Below are 22103 nucleotides of genomic sequence, written 5' to 3'. Positions count from 1 at the left end.
AGGAGTCCGATGTCCATCACCGCCGACGTCCATCGGCTTCTTCGCCTGCGCCAGGACCACGCCGCGTGGACGCTGCTGCGGGCCGACACGGCGCCGGCGATTCTGGCGCTGCTGGGCCGGCACTTCGATCGCGGGACCCGACGCCTCCCGGCTCCGGAACTGTTCGCCCGCTTGGACTCCGACCTTCAGACGATGCGCGACGAGGGCCTCGACTTCCCGCGCACCGGTCAGGCGTACTGCACCGAGTGGGTGCGGTCCGGTTATCTGCTCCGCCGAGCGGCGGCCGGTACCCGTGAAGAGACTCTGGAACCGACCGAGGGCGCGTTCGCCGCGATGGCGTTCGTCGCGAATTTCACCAGTCAGGCGAGTTCGGCCACCGAATCCCGCCTGACCACGCTCTCCACCCAGTTGCAGGCTCTGGCCCGGGATTCCGATCCGCGCACGGAAACTCGCCTCACCGCGCTGCTGACCGAACGGGCGGCGATCGATCAGCAGATCGCGGCGGTGGAGTCGGGGGTTTTCCCGGTCCTCGACGGCGATCGTGCCGTCGAGCGTTCCGCGGAGATTCTCGCGCTGGCCTCGGAGGTCCCTGCGGACTTCGCCCGGGTCCGCGCCGAACTCGAGGAACTCAACCGTGATCTGCGGGCGCGCATCCTCGACGACGACGGTGACCGCGGCGACACTTTGGGAGATGTGTTCCGCGGCGTCGACCTGATCGGGGACTCCGATGCCGGCCGCAGCTTCACCGCGTTCTACGACATGATTCTCGATCCGGCCCGGTCGTCGCAGATCGACGAGTGGATCGACGCGGTGCTGCAGCGGCCGTTCGCCGCGATGCTGACCACCGATCAGAGATTACGGTTCCGGACGTTGCTGACGGAGATGGAAACGGCAGGCTCCGAGGTGCATTCGACGATGACCTCACTGTCCCGGTCGTTGCGTCATTTCGTCCAGTCACGTCACTACGAGGAACACCGCCGGCTGCAGCGGTTGCTGCGCACCGCGCAGCAGAGTGCCGTCGCCGTGGCCAAACGTCGTAGGCCCTACGACCTGCTCGACCTCGATCTGGTGCGTGTGGGTATGACCATCGAATCGGTCGCAGCTCTTCGCCTGCACAATCCCGCCGACAACCTCGTCACCGAACCGGTGCTCACCCACGACGCCGGCACCGTCGATCTCGACGAACTCCGAAGGCTCGTCCGAGAATCCGAGATCGATATGGACGAATTGTCCGACAACGTCGCGGCCACTCTGCGGGCGCACGGTCGCGCCACGATCGGTGACGTCCTGCGCGACTACCCCGCCACTCAGGGGCTCGCGAGCGCGGTGGGATTGATGGTCCTTGCCACCCACCACGGGCACGCGATCGACGGCACCGAGGACATTCAGTGGGTGTCGGGAGCCGGCGTCGCACGCCGGGCGACGATTCGACGTCGCCTGTTCGATCCGGCCGCCGACGAGTTCACCACCCGGCAGGCATACGAACCCACGGGGAGCCCGACATGACCGACGAGCCGACGACCCGCGGCCAGTACCCCGGAGACACCGGCGAACTGGATGTGGAGACGCGGCGCGCCTTCGTGCAGCTGCTCAAGGGCCCGCTCGTCACCGCGGCCAAGCATCCCGAGGTGTGGCGCGCGGTGATCCGGGACGAGCGCCTCCTCCGGTCCCGGCTCGCCGACGTGTTTCTCGTTCTCGTCATCGACGACGAGAACGAGCTGGCGTTCACCCGCCCCGCCGACACCGGCGACGCCGGTACTCCCACGGTGCTGCGCACCGAGCGTCTGACCTTCATGGACACGGTCATGCTGCTCGCGTTGCGCCAACGTCTGCTGCGCGCGCAACCGGGTGAACGGGTGATCGTCGATCTCGACGAACTGCGCGAACAGCTCGAGATGTATCGCGCGGCGAGCGACACCGACCCCGCCGGCTACGCGAAGCGCATCAACGCGTCGTGGAAGAAACTCGACAAGTATTCGCTGCTCACAAAGACGTCGACCGACGATCGGATGGAGGTCTCCCCGGTGTTGCGGCAGCTGTTCGACGCCGAACAGGTCGCTCTCGTCGAGGCGGAGTTCCGGCGGATTCTGGAGGAGGGCACATCGTGATCCATCCCGGTCAACGCAGACTCGCGCGCGTGCAGGTCGTCAACTGGGGGACGTTGCACGGCCACCACGATCTCGCGGTGGCCCGCAAGGGTTTCCTGATCACCGGCAATTCCGGCTCCGGCAAGTCCACGCTCATCGATGCCATCTCGGCGGTTCTGGTCCCGGGTAATCAGCTGCGGTTCAACGCGGCCGCGCAGGAGGCCACGAACTCGGGACGCAACTTCGTCACGTACATCCGGGGTGCGTGGCGGCGGGAGGCGGGCGCGGACACGGAGGGGCTGGTCGCCTCGTACCTGCGGACCGGTGCGACGTGGAGCGGCATCGCCCTGACCTACCGCGCGGGCACCGACGATCCGCCGATCACCCTCGTCAAGCTCATGCATCTCGGGCGGGGGCAGAACGCGGCGGGCGATGTCAGCCACCTCCATCTCATTCTCGATCACGAACTGGACCTGACGGATTTCAGCGCGTTCATGGCCCGCGGTATCGACACGAGGGGAATCCGTAAGCGGTGGCCGGAGGCGGCGGTCAACCCGACTTACGCGCCGTTCGCCCGCAGTTTCCGCTCCCGTCTGGGCATCTCGACGGAAGGCGCGCAGCGACTGCTGCACCGCACGTTGTCCGCGAAAAGCCTCGGCAGCCTCGACCAGTTGTTCCGCGACTACATGCTCGACACCCCGAGCACGTTCGCGATGGCCGAGCGCGCGGTCAACCAGTTCCACGATCTGCAGGAGGCCCACCGCGTCGTCGTCGACGCACGGCTTCAGGTCGAGATGCTCACACCGCTCGTCGACCTGGCCGACACGCGGCGCCGCGGCCTCGAGTCCTTGCGGGACACGGAGGAGGAGAACGCGCATCTCGGGGCGGTTCACGCCGAGATGACGCTGTCGCTGCTGTGCGGTGATCGCACCGAACGCCGCGCCCTGACTCCCCTGCTGGAGTCGGGCGCGGCCGAGGCCACGGCAGCGGCCGAACGCGCCCGCCAGGAAACCCTCGATCTGACCGTGAAACTCGAGGGCATCGAGGGCGGCCGGCTGGCCACCCTCCACGCGCAGCGAGACGCAGAACTGAAGACGTTGGCCCGGGTGCGTGCCAGGCGGGATCGGATCGCAGAGGCGGTGTCGGCCTGGGAGGGAACCGTTCCCGAGACCGCCGAAGAGTTCGCGCGGTTGCGCGGGCAACTCGAGGATCAGTTGCGCCAGGCGTCCACCACCCACGAGGAGCGGTTCGGTGACCGCTATCCCCTCGCCGAACAGCGCGGCACCGCGCAGAAGGAGCGCGCCGCGCTGATCACCGATCGGGAGATCATCGCCCGAAGACGCTCCAACATCGATCCGGGACTGCTGCGCGCCCGGGAGTCGATCTGTTCCGCCGCGGGCGTCCCCGATGACGCCGTGCCGTTCGCGGGCGAGTTGATCGCGGTCCGGGACGAGCACTCCGAGTGGACCGGCCCCATCGAGCGGGTCCTCGGCGGCCTCGGGCGCACCCTTCTCGTCCCGGAGGAGGTGTATCCGGCGGTCGCGGCGGCCGTCGATGCCACCCACCTCGGCGCGCGGCTCGTGTATCGCCGGGTGCGGGTCGGCGCCACGCCGACGACGGTGCCGAAGACCGGGGCGCTGTCGCTGGTGCGCCGAGTAGAGGTCTCGGACGGTCCGCTCGCCCCGTGGATCCACCACCATCTCGCGGACCGCTACGACTACGCATGTGTCGACACCGCGGCCGGCTTCGCGGATCACGCCCGCGCCGTGACACGTGCCGGGCAGGTCAAACACTCCACGGAGCGGCACGAGAAGGATGACCGCAGCCGCATCGACGACCGGCGGCGGTGGGTTCTCGGTTTCGACAACGAAACCAAACTCGAGGACATTCGCCGTCGAATCGCGGATCTCGACGTCACGATCGCGGGTGTCACGAGCCGACTCGACGCGCTGGACCGTGAGGATCAGCGGATCGCCCGGCAGAATCGCGCAGCACAGACAATCCTCGATGCGCAGTGGGCGGATGTCGACGTCAGCGCGGCGCAGGCTGCCGTCGACGCGGTGGACGGCCGCCTCGACTCCTGGCAGCAGGACAACCCGGAGCATTCCGCGGTGTCGGCTGACCTCGAGCTCGCGAAGAAGGCGGAGAACGAGGCCGACGCGGCCCGGCGTCAGGCGGACACAGCTTTGTCGGTGCACCGGACTGCGCTCACGGAACTCGAAGCGAGGATCGCGCAGGCCGGACTCGACGCGGGCGAGACGGCCCCCGATGCGGTGGCTGCCCGGATCAAGGAGCGGTTTCAGAAGTTCGCGCGCCGGGTCACATCGGACAATATCGACAGGGCGCTGTTCGAGGTCGGCCAGGGCATCGGCAAAGACAGGGGTGAGGCGCAGAACGCGGTGTCTGCCGCCGGCGCGTCGATCGTCCGGATCCTGTCGCAGTACCTGGCGCGGTGGGAGTCCCGCGGCGGTGAGTTGAGGGTCGACGCCGAATACGTCGACGACGCCCTGGCGATTCTCCAACGGCTGCGCTCCGACGGTCTCCCCCGGTACGAAGATCGGTTCTTCCAGCTGCTGCACGACCAGTCGCACCGCAACATCGGCGAACTCGCTCGCACGATCCGCAAGGCGCCGGCGGAGATCCGTTCCCGGATCGACCCGGTGAACGACTCATTGCGCCGCTCCGCGTTCGACACCGACCGGTGGTTGCGCATCGACGTCCGCGAGCGACGTTCGCCGGCGGCGGCCGACCTGCTGGACGACCTGACCCGGATCACGAGCGGTGGTTGGGACGTCGAGCAGCGCCCCGCGGCCGAGGAGCGATTCGAGCGGATGGCGGCGGTGCTGGAGCGTCTGGCCTCGAAAGAACCCGCAGATCAGCGCTGGCAGCGGCAGGTCCTGGACACTCGCCTGCACGTGGGATTCATCGGCGTCGAGATCGATGGCGCCGGAGAGGCTCGCAACTACCACGATTCGAGCTCCGGACTGTCCGGCGGTCAGGCACAGAAACTCGTGTTCTTCTGTCTGGCAGCGGCATTGCGGTATCAGCTCGCACCCGACGGCGCAGACCTTCCCCGTTACGGCACGGTCATCCTGGACGAGGCGTTCGACCGCGCCGACTCCGCCTACACACGCCGGGCGTTGGACGTGTTCGCGCAGTTCGGTTTCCACATGGTGCTGGCGACGCCGCTGAAGTTGCTCGGCACCCTCGAGGAGTACATCGGCGGTGCGGTGACCGTGAGTATCCGCGACCGCATGCACACCGAACTCAGCCTCATCGAGTTCGACGACGTGGGCAGTGCATGAGCACACGATGCGTTCTGCCGCCCGTARCCGCCGCGAAGGCACTGGCCGCCTACAACAGTCGCCGACGACGCTGGCTGGCCGACTCCGTTTTCGCCGATCAGGATTCGCTGACCGTGGCGCTGCATCCGCCGTCCGAGCAGCAGATTGCCGGGGACCCCGACACGGTCGTCGCGTGGGTACGCGCCTGGCGCGGCTACGCCGGCGACGGCCGGGTGGAGTGGGCGACGCGGCGGTGGCCGAGCTTCGGCACCCAGGACGTGCCGGTGCGGCTGACGCTGGCCGGGGCCGGCCGGATCGCGTCCGCGGGTGGCCGCGCAACCGAATGGCGCGCCCTGGTGATGCGCCGTGACACACTCGTCGACCGTCTCGGTCCCGGCACCCCGGAGTTGTCGGCCGCGGTTGCCGCGACCGCGGCGAAATGGCTCGAACTGGACGACGACGACTTCGGCAGGCTGACCACCATCGCGCGGTGGTTGAGCGACCAACCGAACTCCGGGTATTTCGTTCGTCAGCTTCCCGTTCCGGGGGTCGACACGAAATGGCTCGCGCGTCACCGCGGCGTGGTGGAGACGCTACTCGACGGCGTTCGCGGCAGCCGGGACCTCGGCATCCGAAGCCTTCCCCACCTGCGCGATCTCGCATTGTGCGATCCCGGTCTGCTGGCCGGCAGTCCGCGACGCTTCGCCACCTCCCTGGAGGAACTCACCACGTTGCCGCTGAACCCGGCGCGCACGCTGATTCTCGAGAACAAGGAGGGCCTGTACGCGCTCCCGCCACTGGCAGACACCGTTGCGGTGCACGGCAGCGGCTACACGGTCCACGAACTGGCCGAAGTCCCGTGGGTGGTCGGCTCGGAAGTCTGGTACTGGGGCGACCTCGACAGTCACGGGTTCGCCATCCTCGACCGCCTGCGCCGGCACCTTCCGCACGTGCGGAGTCTGCTGATGGATCAGGCCACCCTGGATCGGTGGCGGGGACTCGCGGTCCGGGAGCAGTCACCGACGTTCAATGAAGTGTCCCACCTGACCGGGTCCGAAGCCGCCGCCCTGGGATCCTTGCGCGAGGGTGATCTCCGACTGGAGCAGGAGCGGATCCCCTGGCCGTACGTGCTCGAGCAACTGAACGCCGCCTTCGGTCCGGACCTGTCATCGCCGTCCTCCGGCTGCGACGCCCGTCCGGGCAGCAAGTAATGTCCGATCCATGCCTCGTTACACGCTCCCCCTGCGGAACAACGCCACGCCGGACGCGCCGGCGTCCGTGAGCCGCCATGTGCCGTTCTACTGCGTGCACGAGGCGGCCGCCGTGGCGTGGAAGCGGGCGCTCGTCGAGGCATGCGGCGACCTGCTCGACCCGGTCACGCAGACCGCCGTCGTGAACGTCGTCAGCAACTTCGGACGCGAACTGTTCACCGGCGCCGCGGACGTCGACGTCACCCTCGACCGGATCGGCACCACCTCGCTGACCTTCCTGATCACCCTCCACCAGGACGGCGTGCAGGCCGCGGAGCTGACCGTCATACTCGTGCACCTCGATTCGAGCCGGGTGAACTCGACGCGGTGGTCGCCGGAACAGATCGCCGCGTTCGAAGCGTTGCGCGACGCTCGAGCTGTCGCCTGACCTCGACCATCGAAGTTTCAACCACGCCTGATCTGGGCATTTGATGGTTATGAGTATCGAAGACGGGCCCGGTGACACGCTGAGCCCCAGCGAGAGCCTGGACTCCGACGACGTGCGCAACAACGACGGCGACGACGTCGTCGATCCGCCCGACGGCTGGAGTGAGGCCGACCGGTTCGGTACCACGCTGCGTGAGGAGCGCGAGGGTGAGTCGCTCGACGAGAAGTTGTCCGAGGAGGAGCCCGATACCCCGCTGGAGCAGCAGCAGGAGGTGTCGTTGCGGGATCTGCCCGACGACGAGCTGACCGAGGACGTCGACCGCGTCATCGACGACGAGGAGATCGACATTCCGGTGTTCGGCACCAAGCACGCCGCCGTCGTCGAGGGCGTCATCGTGGAGGACTCGCGCACCGATCGCGGTCAGATCGACGGGTCCGCCGAGGACGGCGACTCGTTCTTCACGGTCCTCGACTGACCGTCGCCCCGCAACCTGGGCCTACACTGGCACTGTTCGCACTCGCGACCGTCACCGAAAGGCCCGACATTACTCATTCTTCTGCTCCGCACGACGTGTACCTGGTTCCTCCGGAGCAGGAGACCGCCGACGCTGTCGCGCATGCCTCCGCCGCCGCGTCGTCGCGGTTGCGGGACCGTCCCGACGTGGTGCGGTTCAAGGGCCGGTTCGCGCTGCCGATCACGCACACGACGCCGCACGAGGCGATGGTCGAGGACCTGTTGTTCGTCCGCGACGTCCTCGACGCGGCCGGCATCGAGTACCTGCTGGTGCGGGGCAACGACGAACGCCCGGTGATTGCGATCAACTGGGCGCAGCGCAAGGCGTTGCGTGCGGCGCTCGTCGCCGCGTGCGAGGACCGCCCGTTCTACTCCAAGACGGTCGACGCCAAGGGCCCCGCGGTCCTCGTCTCCGACGGCAGCCTGTCCGCGACGTCGAAGGCCCGCATCTTCCGGTTGTTCCGGCCGCGCGTGCACCTGGCCAGCGGCCTGAGTTACGGGGCGTCGACGGGCGTGCAGATCGAGCTGTGGTCGATCAGCGACGACGAGATCGTGCTGCCGATGGAGAATTCACTGACCCGCCGTGTGGTGCGGTCGGAGGAGGCGGTCCGCGGCACCGTGGAGCGGTTCGGCCGGGTGTGGCCGACCATCGAGAACATGTTCGCCGACCACGCGTCGGACATCAATTTCGACGTCGACCTGGTGTTCTCCTGGGTGGACGGCTCGTCGGCGGAGTTCCAGGCGCAGCGCGCGAAGCGGATGCAGAACTACGTGGTCGGTGAGGGTGACGACTCCGCCGCCCGGTTCCGGCAGATCGACGAACTCAAGTACGCGTTGCGTTCGGTGCACATGTATGCGCCGTGGGTCCGCCGCATCTTCGTGGCCACCGACTCCGACCGTCCGGCGTGGCTGGCCGACGACCCGCGGGTCACGTTCATGCCGAGCGAGGAGTTCTTCGCCGACCCGTCGGTGCTGCCCACCCACAACTCGCAGGCCGTGGAATGCCAGTTGCACCACATCCCCGGGCTCGCTGAGCACTTCCTGTATTCGAACGACGACATGTTCTTCGGCCGCTCGGTGGGCCCGCAGATGTTCTTCTCCCCCGGCGGGATCACCATGTTCATCGAGGCGACCACCCGAATCGGGCTGGGCCACAACGACGACGAGCGCAGCGGCTTCGAGAACGCGGCCCGCGTCAACCGCCGGCTGTTGCAGGACCGGTTCGGGCTGATGACCACCCGGCACCTCGAGCACGCCGCCACCCCGCTCCGCAAGAGCGTCATGGAGGAGATGGAGAAGGAGTTCCCCGACGAGTTCGCCGCCACGGCCGCAAGCACTTTCCGGGCCAGCACCAACATTTCGGTGACGAACTCGCTGTATCACTACTACGCGCTGATGAGCGGCCGCGCGGTGGTGCAGACGGCGGCGCGGGTGAAGTACGTCGACACCACCATGAAGTCGGGGCTCCGCGACATGGATTCGCTGCTCGCGAAGCGGTCGATGGACTTCTTCTGCCTCAACGACGGCAGCGCACCCGAGATCGACCTGGAGCTGCGGACCCGGAAGGTGACACAGTTCCTGGAGAACTACTTCCCGATCCCGGCGCCGTGGGAGACCGGGATCTGATCAGACGCTGGGGAACGCGTCGGCCGGGCGCTCACCCTCGTCGTAGACCGTTGCGGGAGAACCGATGAGGAGCGAGTCGGGTTTGCCGACGACGCGTGCGTCCTTGCCGGTGTAATCGAAGCGGTGCAGGATCCAGCGGATCGCCTCGAGCCGGGCCCGTTTCTTGTCGTTCGATTTCACGACGGTCCACGGCGCGTGCGGGGTGTCGGTGTAGAACAGCATGGCCTCTTTCGCCTCGGTGTAGGCGTCCCACTTGTCGAGGCTCGCGAGGTCGGTGGGTGAGAGTTTCCACTGCTTGACGGGGTCGGTGCTGCGGGAGACGAACCGGGCGTGCTGCTCCTCCCGGCCCACAGAGAACCAGAACTTCACGATGTGGATGCCCGACTGCACCAGCATCCGCTCGAACTCCGGCGCTGACCGGGTGAACTCGAGGTACTCGTTGGGGGTGCAGTAGCCCATGACGCGTTCGACGCCGGCCCGGTTGTACCAGGAGCGGTCCATCATCACGATCTCCCCGCCCGCGGGCAGGTGCTGCACGTACCGCTGGAAGTACCACTGGGTGCGTTCGCGTTCGGTGGGCTTCTCCAGCGCCACCACCCGCGCGCCACGAGGGTTGAGGTGTTCGGTGAAGCGCTTGATCGCGCCACCCTTGCCTGCGGCGTCGCGGCCCTCGAAGATGATGACGACCTTCTCGCCGTTCTCCTTCACCCAGGCCTGGAACTTGAGCAGTTCGATCTGCAGTTTCCGCTTGCGGTTCTCGTACTGCCGCCGCGTCATCTTCGTGTCGTAGGGGTAGCCGTGCCGCCAGGGCTCGTCCTCGTCGGCCGCGTGTTTGCGGCCGGACTTGCGCAGCAGCTCCCCGATTTCGTCTATCTCCGGGGTCACGTCGATCTGGTCGGCGCGTGCGAGTTCGAAGGCTGTGGGATCGCGCAACTCGTCCATCTGCAAAGGCTACCGCTCTGCGCCGTCGCCCGGCAGGCCCATGAGATCGTAAACGGCATGAGCATCGACCACATCGTTTCCGCGCTCGGCTCGACGGCCGCGACCGAGCTTCGGACCGCCCTCGACGCGTCGCCGGTCGTCACCCTCGACGGAATGGTGCTGCCCGAGCCCGCGCGGGACGCCGTCCTCGAACTGCTCACTCTCCTCGCCGACGGTCAGAGCGTGGCGCTCGGTGCGGTGGCCGACCTGCTCACCACATCGCAGGCCGCGGAGATCCTCGGCGTCTCCGACACCTATGTCCGCCGGCTCGCCGACTCCGGCGCGCTGCCCATCGAGATGCGCGGCACCCACCGCCGGTTCCGGCTGTCCGACGTCATGGCCTACCGGGAACAGTTCCCGCGCAGCAACTGATCAGACCCGGACGGGCTTGACGGCCTGCTCGCCGGCGTCGGGGATCCGCACGCCCTCGGCCGCGAGCCGCTGCCCGGTTTCCTCGGCGGTGACGTATTCGCCGACGGTGTCGTAGCTGCCCATCGGGACCACCGAATGCACGATCGTCTCCGGGTACACGTGCACCAGGTTGTAGCCCTGGGCGCCGTCGCGTCCGCGCAACGCCCCGGCCGGGACGTTGAGGTCCTGGGTGTAGCAGGTAGCCGACGCGACGGAAACCGGGATGCCCGCGAACGTCGCCGTCGTCGAGTAGTGCAGATGCCCCGCGAGGATCGACCGGACGTCGCTCCCGCGGAGCACGTCGGCGAGGCGCGGCTGATCGCGCAATTCCACCAGCACCGCCAGGTCGAGGACACACGGCACCGGCGGATGGTGCAGCGCCAGGATAGTCCCGTGCGGCGCCGGGACCGCGAGCTGCTGTGCCAGCCAAATCAATTGGCTCTCGGAGATCTCCCCGTGGTGGCGCCCGGGGACCGTCGTGTCGAGCGTGATGATGCGCAGCCCGTCGACGTCGTGGACGTCATCGATCGGCTCGTACGATGGTTCCTGCCCGAGCAGTTCGGCCCGGAAGTTGCCGCGGTCGTCGTGGTTGCCCATCGCCCAGATCACCTGCGCACCGAGCGACGCGGCCACCGGTTCGACGATCGCCCGCAGCTTCTCGTAGGCGCCGGGCTGGCCGCGGTCGGTGAGGTCGCCGGTGAACACCAGGGCGTCCGGTCGGGCGTGCGAAGCCTCGATCTCGGTGAAGATCTGCCTCAGCGTGGCCTCGCTGTCGACGGCCCCGTACAGCAGGTCGTCGTCGACCAGATGGGTGTCGCTGAGGTGCAGCACGAAGTGCGACGGTCGCGGATACTCGGCCGTCCGTATGTCGGCTGCCTCGGTGCCGCTCATCGGTCTCTCGCTTCCGCTCGCCCCGACGGGCAGGTGCCCGGGTGGACTCCTGCTGGTTGTCCAACCCTAGCCAAGCGCACTGCGGTCACCGCCCGGGGTACGCGCGGTGTCCGGACGGTGAACGGTGGGGCACGTCAGTTTCGTGCGTGGTGCGGGGTGCGCGTCTCCGGGCCGGCGGGCGGGATCATCGCGGCGAGGTTGGCCTGGGCCTCGAACCGGGCGCGCTCGTCTCCGTCGTCCGTGGCTGCCGCGTCCTTGGCCGCCGCGAGGAACGGGCGGACCAGGTCGAGGGGCATCGGGAAGACGACGGTGGAGTTGTTCTCGCCGCCCATGGCGCTGAGGGTCTGCAGGTAACGCAGCTGCAGGGTGGTGGGGTTGCGGCTGATGACGTCGGCGGCCTCGGCGAGTTTCGCGGAGGCTTGGAACTCGGCTTCGGCGTTGATGATCTTGGCGCGACGCTCGCGTTCCGCTTCGGCCTGCCGGGCGATGGCCCGTTGCATGTTCGCGGGGATCTCGACGTCCTTGATCTCCACGGTGGTGACCTTCACGCCCCACGGTTCGGTCTGCTGGTCGATGACCTTCTGCAGGTCCTCGTTGAGGCGTTCCCGCTCGCCCAGCAGGGCGTCGAGGTCGGCCTTGCCGAGGATCGAGCGCAGGGTCGTCTGGGCGATCTGCAGGGTGGCGGCGAGGAAGTCCTCGACCTCGACGATTGCCCGGTCGGCGTCGACCACCCGGAAGTAGGCGACGGCGGTGACCTTGGCCGGCACGTTGTCGTGGGTGATCACTTCCTGGACGGGGATCTTCAGGGTCACGGTCCGCAGGCTGACCCGTTCCATCCGGTCGATCGCCGGGATCAGCAGCACCAGTCCCGGGCCCTTCAGGTCGACCAACCGGCCGAGCCGGAACACGACGGCCCGCTCGTACTCCCGCAGCACCCGGATCGAGCTGCTTGCCACGACGGCGAGGAGGGTGATGACGACGCACAGGATGACGATGATGGTGGTCATAGCTCGAGCTCCCATGGTTCGCGGCGGCGCACGGTGAGGGTGAGTCCGCGGATCTGCTCGACGACGACGGAATCGCCCGCGGTCGGTGTCTCGTCGTCCCCGAACAGGGTCTGCGCCCTCCACAGGCTGCCGGCGGCCTCGACCTGACCCTGCCTGCCTTTCCAGTTGCGGACGGTGGCGTCGGATCCGATGAGGGATTGCATTCCGGTGCGCACGGGCGCGTGCCCGGCGGCGAGCGCCTTCCGGCCGCCCACCACGGCGAGACCCACTCCGACCACCGCAACTCCGGCGGCCGCCGGGATGGCGATCATCTGCGCGGTGTCGCTGGACGTGAACAGCAGCCACACCCCGGCCCCGACGAACAGTGCCCCGAGCCCGCCGAGCACGCCCGCGGTCGGTGCGTGTGCCTCGACGACGATCAACAGCACACCCAGCACCAGCGCCAGCACGCCCAACGCGGTCATCTCGCATCACCCACGATCACGCTTCGCGAGGACCCGGTCGCACTCGCATAGCCACTCGACGATCGAGCCCTCAGTTCAACGGTAAGCGCAGGTCGACGGCAATGCCACCGGCAATTTCCGGCGGGGTACCGTTCAACGAATGACCAACCTAGATCACGGAGATCCCGGTGACGCCCCGACCGTGCCGCCGCCGTTGGAGGAGGTCGCCAATCCCGCCCGCCCGTCCGCGGCCGAGGAGGCCCGGACCGTCGCGGCCACCACCAATGTGGGCACCCTCGCGAGCCTGACCAGGGACGGCGACCCGTGGGCGTCGTTCGTCACCTACGGTCTGCTCGACGGCTCCCCCGTGCTGTGTGTGTCGCAGATGGCCGAGCACGGCCGCAACCTCGCGCACGATCCCCGCGCCAGCATCGCGATCGTCGCACCGAACCCGCCGTCCGATCCGCTGGCCAGCACCCGCATCACCCTCGCCGGGTACGTCTACCGCCCGGAAGGCGACGAACTCGCCGCCGCGCGCGAGGCGCACCTGGCGGCCATCCCGGCGGCGCACGTCTACATCGACTTCAGCGACTTCTCGCTCTGGGTGCTGCGGGTCCAGCGTGTGCGGTGGGTCGGCGGCTACGGGCGAATGGACTCGGCGAGCGAAGAGTCCTACGCCGCGGCGACAGCAGACCCCGTCACCCCGCATGCCGGCCGGGCGATCGAGCACCTCAACGCCGACCACGCCGACGCCCTCCGCGCGATGGCACAGGCTCTCGGCGGCTTCCCCGACGCGAAGACGGTCACCTGCGAGGGCGCCGACCGCTACGGGTTGGACCTGCGCGTCACCACACCCCGCGGCGTCGCCGTCACCCGCGTCGGGTACGCAGAGCCTCTCGACTCCGTCGACCAGTTACGCGCGGCGACAGTTGCTTTGACAGAGCAGGCCCGGGCACTGACCGGGCGTTGAGCGCGTGACCCGGGGGTGACTCCCTCCCCGACCGACCTGCCCGGCTGAGAGCGGCGAGCTTCGTGCTCGCCGCTCTCGCGCATTACCCGACTGGGTGACCACGCATGCCTCGAGGCAACCTCCGGTCGCGCAGCCACTTCCTCGGGATCCGCCCGGCTTCGCCGCTACCTCAAGGGGAGTCCGTTCTTGCCCTTCGGCTCGCCTGCGAGGAGGACGATTCCGTCGATGACGGGCCAAATCCACGCGACGAAGAGCCACATACCGAGGGAGACGACGGTGAGCACGATGTTCACGATCAGCATCGCGAATCCGAGGCCTGTGTGGCCGGCGTAGAACCGTCCCGCGCCGAAGTACCCGAAGAAGATGCTCAGCAAGCCGGCGGCGAGCTTCGTCTTGTGCGAGTACGGCAATCCCGTCACCGGGTGGTAGCCGTACGCCGCGGGCTGTTGCAGTCCCGATCCCTGGCCGAAGTTCTGGGCGGGATGCGCGAAGGGCTGCTGCCCGTATGGCTGCACTCCAGACGGCTGTTGCGGTTGTTCACCGTAGGGAGGCTGAGGCTGGGTCATCGGCGGTGTCCTTCGGAGATGTAAGAAGCACGAAATTTGACGACGTACTGAGTCGACCACACCGATCCGCGTCGCAGCATTACTACTGCGGCGCTTTGCAATCCACTCAACGGTCACTAGGTAACACGGACCCAAGCTCGTCCGGTATCGGTCGCGTGACCGTATCTGCCGTACACAGGCACGCATTCGGATCCATCGCTCCTCGCGGGCGGTATGCGTAGGCAATCGCCATCGCGAAACACGGTGCCGGCGCGTCCCCTTTGCGGCTTATCGGAGTTGCATCGGGCGACCTACAGAACACGTCCGCCGTTGGCTCTACTGTGTTCGCATGAGCAACACGGATGCGGCAGAGAGCGCGGCGCACACGGAGGACGACATTGCTCTGCTCGATGACGACGAGTGCTACTGGATCGTGGGATGCGGCAGCAAGCGGTCGGGCCGCAACCAGGTGAAGGACTTCCTGGCGTCCGGCGAGTGGCGGATGGATCCCGATCCTCGGTACGAGCCCAAGGTCGTCGACATGCGAGTGGGCGAACGCATCATCGTGCGAACGCGGAAGAACGTGACTGACGATGTGCCGTTCGATCGCCGCGATAATTCGGTGTCCGTGATGGACTTCTCTCTGCGCGGTGTCATCGCCGGCAACCCAGGCGACGGCTGCTCGGTAACCGTGGAGTGGGAGGACACCGCTCCCCTGCCGCGGCGGTACTACTTGTACACCAGCCAGGACACGGTGTGGCCGGTCGCCCGCAACCTGCGACCCGAGTGGGACGACCTCATCGAATTCGCGTTCGACGATCAAGACCAGGACATCGACTACTTTCGCAACCTGCCGTTCTGGGCGCCGCGCTTCGGGGACAGATGACACGCTCGCGGCCCTTGTGGGAACAGGTGATGCGGTACAAAATCGCATGCTCCCCGGGCGAATGCCGCGAGACCGACGGATGGATGCAGGTCGGGGCGACACACATCGAACAGCACGGGGAACAGGGCTCGTGTGCGAGCTGTACCAGGGCGTCCTCGTCGTCGAAGGGGGCCGCGTCCAGACGATGCTGTCATTCGGCGACGAGGTCGAACCGCTACCGGATGACATGCATGAGGCATTCACCATTCCCGGGGCACACGCTCAGAGTGCTGCCGACCGATTCGGCGACCTGGTCGATTTCGTTGCGCTCAGCCGCTACTTCGACGGGCCGCGCAGGATCCGAAACATACCGCCTCCTGGTGCCTGGGCGCGGCCGGCCTGGACCGCGTGCGTTGTCGCGGGACGGCCCCTGCTCGAGGTGAGGGCCACACACTTCACGACCGCACCCGGGTCGCGGACTCTGGTCTGCGAGCTCTACCCGGGAATTCTGGTCCTCGAAAAGGACGGGGTCTGTTCCGTGCTGACCTACGGAAGTTCGGTCGAGTTGCTTCCGCCACGCAGTGACGAGCGAATGGCAATGTCCGGTGGCCAGGCTGTTTCCGCCGCCATCGAGTTCGGCAGGCAGATGTCGAGTCAACCAGGGGCGTGGCCGCCACCGCGGTGGGCCCGCGGGCGGACCTGAGAAGCAGGTGACCCGTCGCCAACACGGCGATTCTCACGCCGTGTGAACGCGGCAACCCACGACAGTCGACCGGCGAGCTTCACACTCGCCGCATTACCCGACCGGGTGACCACGTAGTGGACCACGTGGTCACCCGCCTGTGTGCAACGCGCGAACAGACCATTGTGATTCAGGTCATACCGCGATCTCGTCCCCACCGAAGAGTGCGGTGACGACGAGCCGAGTTGCATACCAGGAAGGTCATTTCCATGACGCAAACCGTTGATCGAGCAGTGTCCGTTTCCGCCGAGCCTGTCGACTATCTCGCCCGGGCGAAGGCGGTCGCTCGCATCGTCGAGCAGGAGGCGGATGCGATCGAGCGTGACGCGACGATCACCAGGCCGGTGTACGAGGCCCTCGCCGAGGCGGAGCTGTTCTGGACCCTCGTCCCGACGGAGTTCGGTGGCGGCGGGCTGGGCATCGTGCAGGCACTCGAGGTGATCGAGGAGATCTCGCGGGCCGACGCGTCGACGGGCTGGGCGCTGATGGCCAACTCCTTCAGCACCGGCATCGCCGCCGGATTCATGAACGACGAGGGCGCCCGCGAGATGTTCGGCGGCCCGGACCGCGGAATCACCGCCGGCATGATCATGCCTACCGGCAAAGCCGTCCGCGTCGAGGGCGGTTACCGCGTCACCGGCCGCTACCAGTTCGCGAGCGGATCCGCGCACGCCACCTGGATCGGCGCGGGATTCGTCGTCCACGACGACAACGGGAACCCCATCGTGGACGAAGCCGGCACCCCCGACTGCCGCGTCGGCTTCCTCCCTCGCGCCGACGTCGAATTCCTCGGAAACTGGAACGTGATGGGACTGGTCGGCACCGGCAGCTACGACTACGCCGTCCACGACCGCTTCATCCCGGACAAGTTCACGATGGAGACGTTCTCCACCACCCCCGTCCGCCCCGAGGCCGTGTACCGGCTGGGGCTGCTCGGCATCGGCGTCGGCGGGCATGCCCCCGTGGCACTCGGTCTCGCGAAGCGGGCGCTCGAAGAGATCGTCCGGATCGTCGCGAACAAGGCACGCCCCGGCTACGCCACGGTCGTCGGCGAGTCGGAACTGTTCCGCCGCGAATTCAGCAAGTACGAGGCGCTCTACCAGGCGACTCGCCTGTACGTGTACGCCGCCCACGAGGACGCCGAGGCCAGTGCGCGCGCCGGTGTGGAGATCACCGAGGAGCAGCGCGCCCGGTTGCGCCAGGTCATCACCTGGTCGCAGGAAGTCGCGGGTGAGATCGTCGGTTTCGCGCACCGCTGGGCCGGCAGCCAGTCGATCCGTAACCCCAGCGCGCTCGGCCGGTGCGTGCGCGACGCCGCTGTCGCGACGCAGCACATGCTGGTCGATCAGATCACCCTCGTGGACGCCGCCACACCGATCATGCGCGCATACGCCGTCTGAAGACCCCCACACATTTACAACGGAAGGACCCCTGATGGGACAGCTTGAAGGCAAGGTCGCACTGGTCACGGGAGCCGCACGCGGGCAGGGACGCTCGCATGCCATCCGGCTCGCGGAAGAGGGCGCCGACGTCATCATCGTCGACCTCTGCGCCAAGCCGGCCACGACGAAGTACCGCGGTGCGACGGAGGACGAACTCCAGGAAACGGCCCGGCACATCGAGAAGTTCGGGCAGCGTGCCCACGTCGCGGTCGCCGACGTGCGGTCGCTCGGTCAGCTCCAGGATGTGGTCACCGAGGGTGTCGCGAAGCTCGGACGACTCGACACCGTGGTCGCGAACGCCGGCATCTTCTCGTCCGCACCGCTGCACGAGCTCACCGAAGAGCAGTGGGACGAAATGGTCGACATCAACCTGTCGGGTGTGTGGAAGACCATGCGGGCCACCGTTCCCCACCTGATCGAGCAGGGTGAGGGCGGGTCGATCGTCCTGATCAGCTCCACCGGCGGTTTGCAGGGTTTCCCCAACTTCGCCCATTACGTCGCCGCGAAGCACGGGGTCACCGGACTCGCCCGGACCGCCGCCAATGAGCTGGGCGCCCATCGGATTCGGTGCAACTCCATCCATCCCACGTCGGTGTTGACGGACATGATCGACAACGAGGACATGTACCGCCTGTTCCGTCCCGATCTGGAGGCGCCCACGCACGAGGATTTCCGTGAGGCGTGCGAGACGGCGATGAACGTGCTGCCGACTCCGTGGATCGAGCCGGTGGATGTCAGCAACGCCGTGGTGTGGCTGGCGTCGGATGCGGCACGCTACGTCACCGGCATCGCGATGCCCGTCGACGCGGGTGCCCTCAACAAGGTCTGACCAGCACATCCCTGCGAGTGCGGGGCACGCGGAACTAGCTCGGCGTGCCCCGCCCCGCGTGCGCTAACGCGGCGGCGATCTCGTGGCGCCTGCTCATCCCGAGCTTTTCCAGAATATGTTCGACGTGCCCTTCCACCGTGCGCGGCGACAGCACCAGCTTGGCGGCGATCTCCTTGTTGGTCATGCCGGCGGCGACGTGCGTCGCCACCTCCTGCTCCCTCGGGGAGAGGAGGTCTTCCGGGCGCGTGCCACCCCCGGGAGCCGGATCCCCGGACGGTACCGACTCCCCCAGGACGAATCCGGTGATCTCGGAGACCGACATCGCGGCCCCGCCGGTGTGGCACTTCTCGAACTGATCGTTTCCCAGAGACTTTCGCGCCTGCTTCTCGAAGCGTGCGCGTTGCTCGACCCAGTGGCTCGAGCCGTACAGCTGCATGCCGAACGACTCCCACATCGAGGAGGCGGCACCGAGGAGCACGGCCGACCGCTCCGCCGACCCTGCCTCGGCTTCGGCCCATCCCAGAAGGTCGGTGACCAGGGTGGTTCCGACGACGTCGTCGAAGTCACGCCGCAGGCGCAGGCTTTCGGAGCCGAGCCGGAGTGCGTCCTCGAACTCCTCGTTCATCAATGCCACCAGCCCGAGCCCGTAGACGGCGTAGGAACGCAGCCACGACTCCCCGACCGCGAGGGCACGCTCGTTCACCGTCTCGAAGAGTTCGGTGGCACGCGCCGTCTCGTCGGTGAAGCAGTACAGCATCCCGAGGTGGACGCGCAGCGTGTGGGCGAGATCCTCACGGTCCGGGATCTCTTCATACATTTCCAGCGCCGCCGTGAGCCGCCGTTCCGCCTCCTCGAAATCGCCGGCGAAGAAGGCCTTCAGCCCCATGACGTCCGCCGTGAACGCGCCGGTGATGGCGTCGGCGGCGGTCAGGTTGACGGCGTTGGCCTCGATGAGCGCCGAGTCGGCGGATTCGCGGTCGCCCTGCAGGGTCTGGACGAGGCCGAGGTTGACGAGCATCCGCCCCCTGGTGGCCGTCGGCGCCGTCTCCCGTTCGAGAATGCGGTTCAGCCACATCCGATGCTCGCGCACCGAGAACCCGCACGACCAGAGGAACCAGGCGCGCGAGACCATGTCCGCGGCCATCCGCACTTCGTCGTCGTCGGACGAATCCAGCAGAGCCGCGTGCAACGCCGACCGGATATTGGCATGGTTGCGACGCAGTTTCTCGCTTCCGGCGCGTTGGTCGGCACTGAACCAACTGTCGGCCGTCGTGGTCACCAGCCGCGTACACCAGCGCAGGTGCCGCAGCGTCAGGGTGTCCATCTCCGCGGCGGTCAGCTTGCTGTTCCCGTATTCGCGGATCGACTCGAGCATCCGGAACCGCACGTGCGTGCCGCCCTCTTCGCGGTGCAGGATCGATTTGCCGACCAGCGCCGAGATGCCGTCGAGCACGGTGTCCGCCGGGACGTCGTCGTCGCTACACACCTCTTCGGCCATGCCGAGGTCGAATCCGCCCGCGAACACCGAGGCGCGTGACCAGAGGAGTTGCTGTTCGCGCGTGCAGAGTTCGTAGCTCCAGTCCATCGTCGCCTGCAGGCTGCGGTGCCGCTGCGGCCCGGTGCGGTTGCCGGTGGTGAGGAGATTGAGCCGGTGATCGAGCCGATCCGCCAGTTCGTACACCGACAGCACCGGCAGTCGCGCGCAGGCCAATTCGATGGCGAGAGGCAGGCCGTCGAGGCGATCGCAGACGCGCATTACCGCGTCGCGGTTGTCCTCGGTGAGCTCGAATTTCGAGAGGACGGCGGCGGCCCGGTTCACGAACAGTTCCACCGCGCTTCCCGTCCCGCGGGCCGGCGAGGCCGACGCCGTTCCGTTGACCGTGGGCAGCGGGGAGAGCGGGAAGACGAATTCGTCGGGAACCGAGAGTATCTCGCGGCTGGTGGTGATGATGCGCAGTTCGGTCGTGGAGCGCAGCAGCACCGACACCAGTTGCGCGCATTCGTCGAGGAGGTGCTCGCAGTTGTCGAGGATCAGGAGCATCCGCCGCGTCCGGAGATACTCGATGATGGTGTTCTCCGTCGGGCTGGCATGCATGTCGCGGTTGGCGAGGGCGAGCCCGTCCACGACGGTCTGGGTCAGGAGGTCGGGGCTGCGCAGCGCGGCGAGTTCGATCACGCGCACACCGTCCGGAAACGCGCGGCGGTACTCGCCGGCGGCATGGATCGCGAAGCGGGTCTTGCCCATTCCGCCCGGGCCGGTGATCGTCACGAGCCGGTGGTCACCGAGCAGTTTTCGCAGTTCGAGCAGTTCGGTGCGACGGCCCACGAAACTCGATCCGTAGACCGGGACCGACGGAGCCGCGGGCACCGTGTCGGCGGGGCTGTCGTGAGGTTCGCCGGTCGACCGTTCCGCACGGATGCTCGTGACCCTGCGGGCCAGCGTGGTCCTCGACTTGGCCCATTGGATCCGGCGCGCGATCTCCGCGATCGCGATGCCGGGGTCGTCGGCGATCAGCTCCCGAATGGCCGAATCGACGGGGTCGGCGACGGAGCCGCGTCGGCTTCGGTGGTCGGTGGGCGGGTGGTCGAGAGTCAGCGCGCGGCGCACCGTGTTGCGCGACATTCCGAGCTGCACAGCGATGTGCTTGATGGGGGATCCTTGCCGGTGGAGTCGGCGAATCTCATCCCACTCGTCAGCGTTCACAAGGCCCCTTCTGGACTCGTAACCGGTCGGTCGACCTCCCGGTGATTGAGATCTGGATCACCCTGGTCGCTGGTCGCACCTCCTGTCAACTTTCGGGGGTCAAGATGTGTCATCGTGACCGTGGCCTTTCGTACTCACACCCGGGCCCGAGCCGAGAAAGTGGCGTTTAACTGCGCAGATTCGGGTCACCGGGTTCGGATTGGTGTGACCGTAGCGAACCACGTAGCTGGACGGTTCCGCCAGGCTCCGCGCACGGGCAGGGTGATGCACACCACAGGAACGACACGTGGTGCCGACATATCCGAAGCGACGATGGAGTCCGCATGACCAACAGCAATGCCGCAGCCCTGAAGACAGCTTTCGCCGCCGCAGACGAGGGGAACCCGGTTCCGCTCGTGGAGCTGTACTCGGACGAGATGACGTGGGCCGGTTTCACGCTCGAGGGAACCCTCCGCCTCTACACCAAGGCGGAGTTCCTCGAGGCCTTCGGCGTCCTGGCCAAGCTCGACGAATCCCGCAACGAGGTCGTCTCCGTCGACGTCGTCGGTGACGACTTGGTGACCGCCAACGTCCGGGCGTACCGCCGCCTCGGCGAACTCGAACTCGACACCACGATCGTGATGACGCACCGCTTCGAGGACGGCAAGGTCACCCGCGGCACCGACATGTGCTCGGCGACGTTCGAGGAGTTCTGGGCCAAGACGGGGCTCTCGGTGTAGCTCTGCGTTCCAGCCGCCGTGGCAGCGCGGCGGCTGGCACTTCTCCCCCACACCATTCACTTCGACAGCCTGAAGTAGGTACCGATGCGAACCCCCACCTCACCGCACATCACCGCCACCACCCCCGAACACATCCGGGACGCCTACCGCACCGTCCTCGGAAAGTTCTGCACCGGCGTCGTCGCCGTCACCGCACTCGACGACACCGGCAACCCCGTCGGACTGACCGTCGGCTCCTTCAGCTCCGTCTCCCTCGACCCCGCCCTCGTCGCCTTCTTCGTCGGCCGGCATTCCACCACCTTCCCCAAGGTCGCCGCCTCCGGCCGCTTCTGCGCCAACATCCTCGCCGCCGACCAACACGAACTCGGCCGCGCCTTCGCCCGCAGCGGCACCGACAAATTCCACG

Annotated in this window: 21 protein-coding genes; 15 read left to right on the top strand and 6 right to left on the bottom strand. The window is 67.5% G+C overall.

The window, feature by feature from the left end; translation table 11 throughout:
* Nucleotides 1-9 precede the first annotated feature (9 nt).
* The 7 genes from AC1DWT_RS32845 to AC1DWT_RS32815 all read left to right on the top strand — a co-directional run bounded on the left by AC1DWT_RS32845 (nt 10) and on the right by AC1DWT_RS32815 (nt 9148).
* Complete coding sequence (locus tag AC1DWT_RS32845; RefSeq protein WP_206012866.1) at nt 10-1506, top strand: DUF3375 domain-containing protein; 1497 nt, start codon at nt 10-12, stop codon at nt 1504-1506.
* Nucleotides 1503-2108, top strand: a complete 606-nt coding sequence (locus tag AC1DWT_RS32840) for a DUF4194 domain-containing protein (protein WP_206012867.1) — start codon at nt 1503-1505, stop codon at nt 2106-2108. The genes AC1DWT_RS32845 and AC1DWT_RS32840 overlap by 4 nt, the downstream gene beginning before the upstream one ends.
* The gene (locus AC1DWT_RS32835) at nt 2105-5392 is read left to right on the top strand and encodes an ATP-binding protein (RefSeq protein WP_206012868.1); all 3288 of its coding nucleotides are present in this window, start codon (nt 2105-2107) and stop codon (nt 5390-5392) included. The genes AC1DWT_RS32840 and AC1DWT_RS32835 overlap by 4 nt, the downstream gene beginning before the upstream one ends.
* Entirely contained in the window at nt 5389-6582 is a 1194-nt protein-coding gene (locus tag AC1DWT_RS32830) for a DUF3322 domain-containing protein (protein WP_477923843.1), read from the top strand. Before AC1DWT_RS32835 ends, AC1DWT_RS32830 begins: the two co-directional genes overlap by 4 nt.
* Nucleotides 6583-6592: 10 nt before the next feature.
* Nucleotides 6593-7009: an acyl-CoA thioesterase gene (locus AC1DWT_RS32825; RefSeq protein WP_206012870.1), complete on the top strand. Its 417-nt coding sequence runs from the start codon at nt 6593-6595 to the stop codon at nt 7007-7009.
* A 43-nt stretch (nt 7010-7052) separates the two neighbouring features.
* The gene (locus tag AC1DWT_RS32820) at nt 7053-7484 is read left to right on the top strand and encodes a hypothetical protein (RefSeq protein WP_095865795.1); all 432 of its coding nucleotides are present in this window, start codon (nt 7053-7055) and stop codon (nt 7482-7484) included.
* Between the two features lie 167 nt (nt 7485-7651).
* The gene (locus AC1DWT_RS32815; protein ID WP_420855134.1) at nt 7652-9148 is read left to right on the top strand and encodes a stealth family protein; all 1497 of its coding nucleotides are present in this window, start codon (nt 7652-7654) and stop codon (nt 9146-9148) included.
* Here the strand turns inward: AC1DWT_RS32815 and ppk2 are convergent, their stop codons facing one another.
* Nucleotides 9149-10090 carry a polyphosphate kinase 2 gene (gene ppk2 / locus AC1DWT_RS32810; protein WP_072944257.1) on the bottom strand — a complete coding sequence of 314 codons (942 nt, stop codon included), beginning with the start codon at nt 10088-10090 and terminating at the stop codon, nt 9149-9151. It lies immediately after the preceding gene.
* Nucleotides 10091-10147: 57 nt separating this feature from the next.
* On the opposite strand from ppk2, the gene AC1DWT_RS32805 reads away from it, so the two are divergent.
* On the top strand, nt 10148-10501 hold the full coding sequence (locus AC1DWT_RS32805) for a helix-turn-helix domain-containing protein (protein WP_206012871.1): 354 nt from the start codon (nt 10148-10150) through the stop codon (nt 10499-10501).
* Here AC1DWT_RS32805 and AC1DWT_RS32800 read toward each other — a convergent pair whose 3' ends face one another.
* From AC1DWT_RS32800 to AC1DWT_RS32790, 3 genes are all read right to left on the bottom strand, one after another.
* The gene (locus AC1DWT_RS32800; RefSeq protein WP_206012872.1) at nt 10502-11431 is read right to left on the bottom strand and encodes a phosphodiesterase; all 930 of its coding nucleotides are present in this window, start codon (nt 11429-11431) and stop codon (nt 10502-10504) included.
* Between the two features lie 134 nt (nt 11432-11565).
* Complete coding sequence (locus AC1DWT_RS32795) at nt 11566-12438, bottom strand: slipin family protein (RefSeq protein WP_072944252.1); 873 nt, start codon at nt 12436-12438, stop codon at nt 11566-11568.
* Nucleotides 12435-12902, bottom strand: coding sequence for an NfeD family protein (locus AC1DWT_RS32790; protein ID WP_206012873.1), 468 nt, complete (start codon nt 12900-12902; stop codon nt 12435-12437). The genes AC1DWT_RS32795 and AC1DWT_RS32790 overlap by 4 nt, the downstream gene beginning before the upstream one ends.
* A 139-nt stretch (nt 12903-13041) precedes the next feature.
* Between AC1DWT_RS32790 and AC1DWT_RS32785 the strand changes: the two genes are divergently transcribed.
* Entirely contained in the window at nt 13042-13851 is an 810-nt protein-coding gene (locus AC1DWT_RS32785; protein ID WP_206012874.1) for a HugZ family pyridoxamine 5'-phosphate oxidase, read from the top strand.
* Between the two features lie 164 nt (nt 13852-14015).
* Here the strand turns inward: AC1DWT_RS32785 and AC1DWT_RS32780 are convergent, their stop codons facing one another.
* On the bottom strand, nt 14016-14417 hold the full coding sequence (locus AC1DWT_RS32780) for a TM2 domain-containing protein (RefSeq protein ID WP_206012875.1): 402 nt from the start codon (nt 14415-14417) through the stop codon (nt 14016-14018).
* Nucleotides 14418-14745: 328 nt separating this feature from the next.
* Between AC1DWT_RS32780 and AC1DWT_RS32775 the strand changes: the two genes are divergently transcribed.
* The 4 genes from AC1DWT_RS32775 (at nt 14746) to AC1DWT_RS32760 (ending at nt 18274) form a co-directional block, all read left to right on the top strand.
* Nucleotides 14746-15282, top strand: a complete 537-nt coding sequence (locus AC1DWT_RS32775; protein WP_206012876.1) for a hypothetical protein — start codon at nt 14746-14748, stop codon at nt 15280-15282.
* A gap of 130 nt (nt 15283-15412) precedes the next feature.
* Nucleotides 15413-15964, top strand: coding sequence for a hypothetical protein (locus AC1DWT_RS32770; RefSeq protein WP_206012877.1), 552 nt, complete (start codon nt 15413-15415; stop codon nt 15962-15964).
* A 248-nt stretch (nt 15965-16212) separates the two neighbouring features.
* Nucleotides 16213-17403, top strand: a complete 1191-nt coding sequence (locus AC1DWT_RS32765) for an acyl-CoA dehydrogenase family protein (protein WP_206012878.1) — start codon at nt 16213-16215, stop codon at nt 17401-17403.
* A 34-nt stretch (nt 17404-17437) separates the two neighbouring features.
* Entirely contained in the window at nt 17438-18274 is an 837-nt protein-coding gene (locus AC1DWT_RS32760; protein ID WP_206012879.1) for a mycofactocin-coupled SDR family oxidoreductase, read from the top strand.
* 34 nt (nt 18275-18308) lie between these two features.
* On the opposite strand, the gene AC1DWT_RS32755 is transcribed toward AC1DWT_RS32760, so the two are convergent.
* Entirely contained in the window at nt 18309-20978 is a 2670-nt protein-coding gene (locus AC1DWT_RS32755; protein ID WP_206012880.1) for a LuxR C-terminal-related transcriptional regulator, read from the bottom strand.
* A 323-nt stretch (nt 20979-21301) separates the two neighbouring features.
* On the opposite strand from AC1DWT_RS32755, the gene AC1DWT_RS32750 reads away from it, so the two are divergent.
* Together AC1DWT_RS32750 and AC1DWT_RS32745 are read left to right on the top strand one after the other, a co-directional pair.
* Nucleotides 21302-21697, top strand: coding sequence for a nuclear transport factor 2 family protein (locus AC1DWT_RS32750; RefSeq protein WP_206012881.1), 396 nt, complete (start codon nt 21302-21304; stop codon nt 21695-21697).
* Between the two features lie 84 nt (nt 21698-21781).
* The coding region (locus AC1DWT_RS32745; RefSeq protein WP_477923837.1) for a flavin reductase family protein at nt 21782-22103 on the top strand (322 nt) is incomplete at its 3' end.

It is taken from the genome of Rhodococcus sp. P4_B6, assembly GCF_056402215.1.
This window is presented reverse-complemented; position numbering and strand designations above follow the sequence as displayed.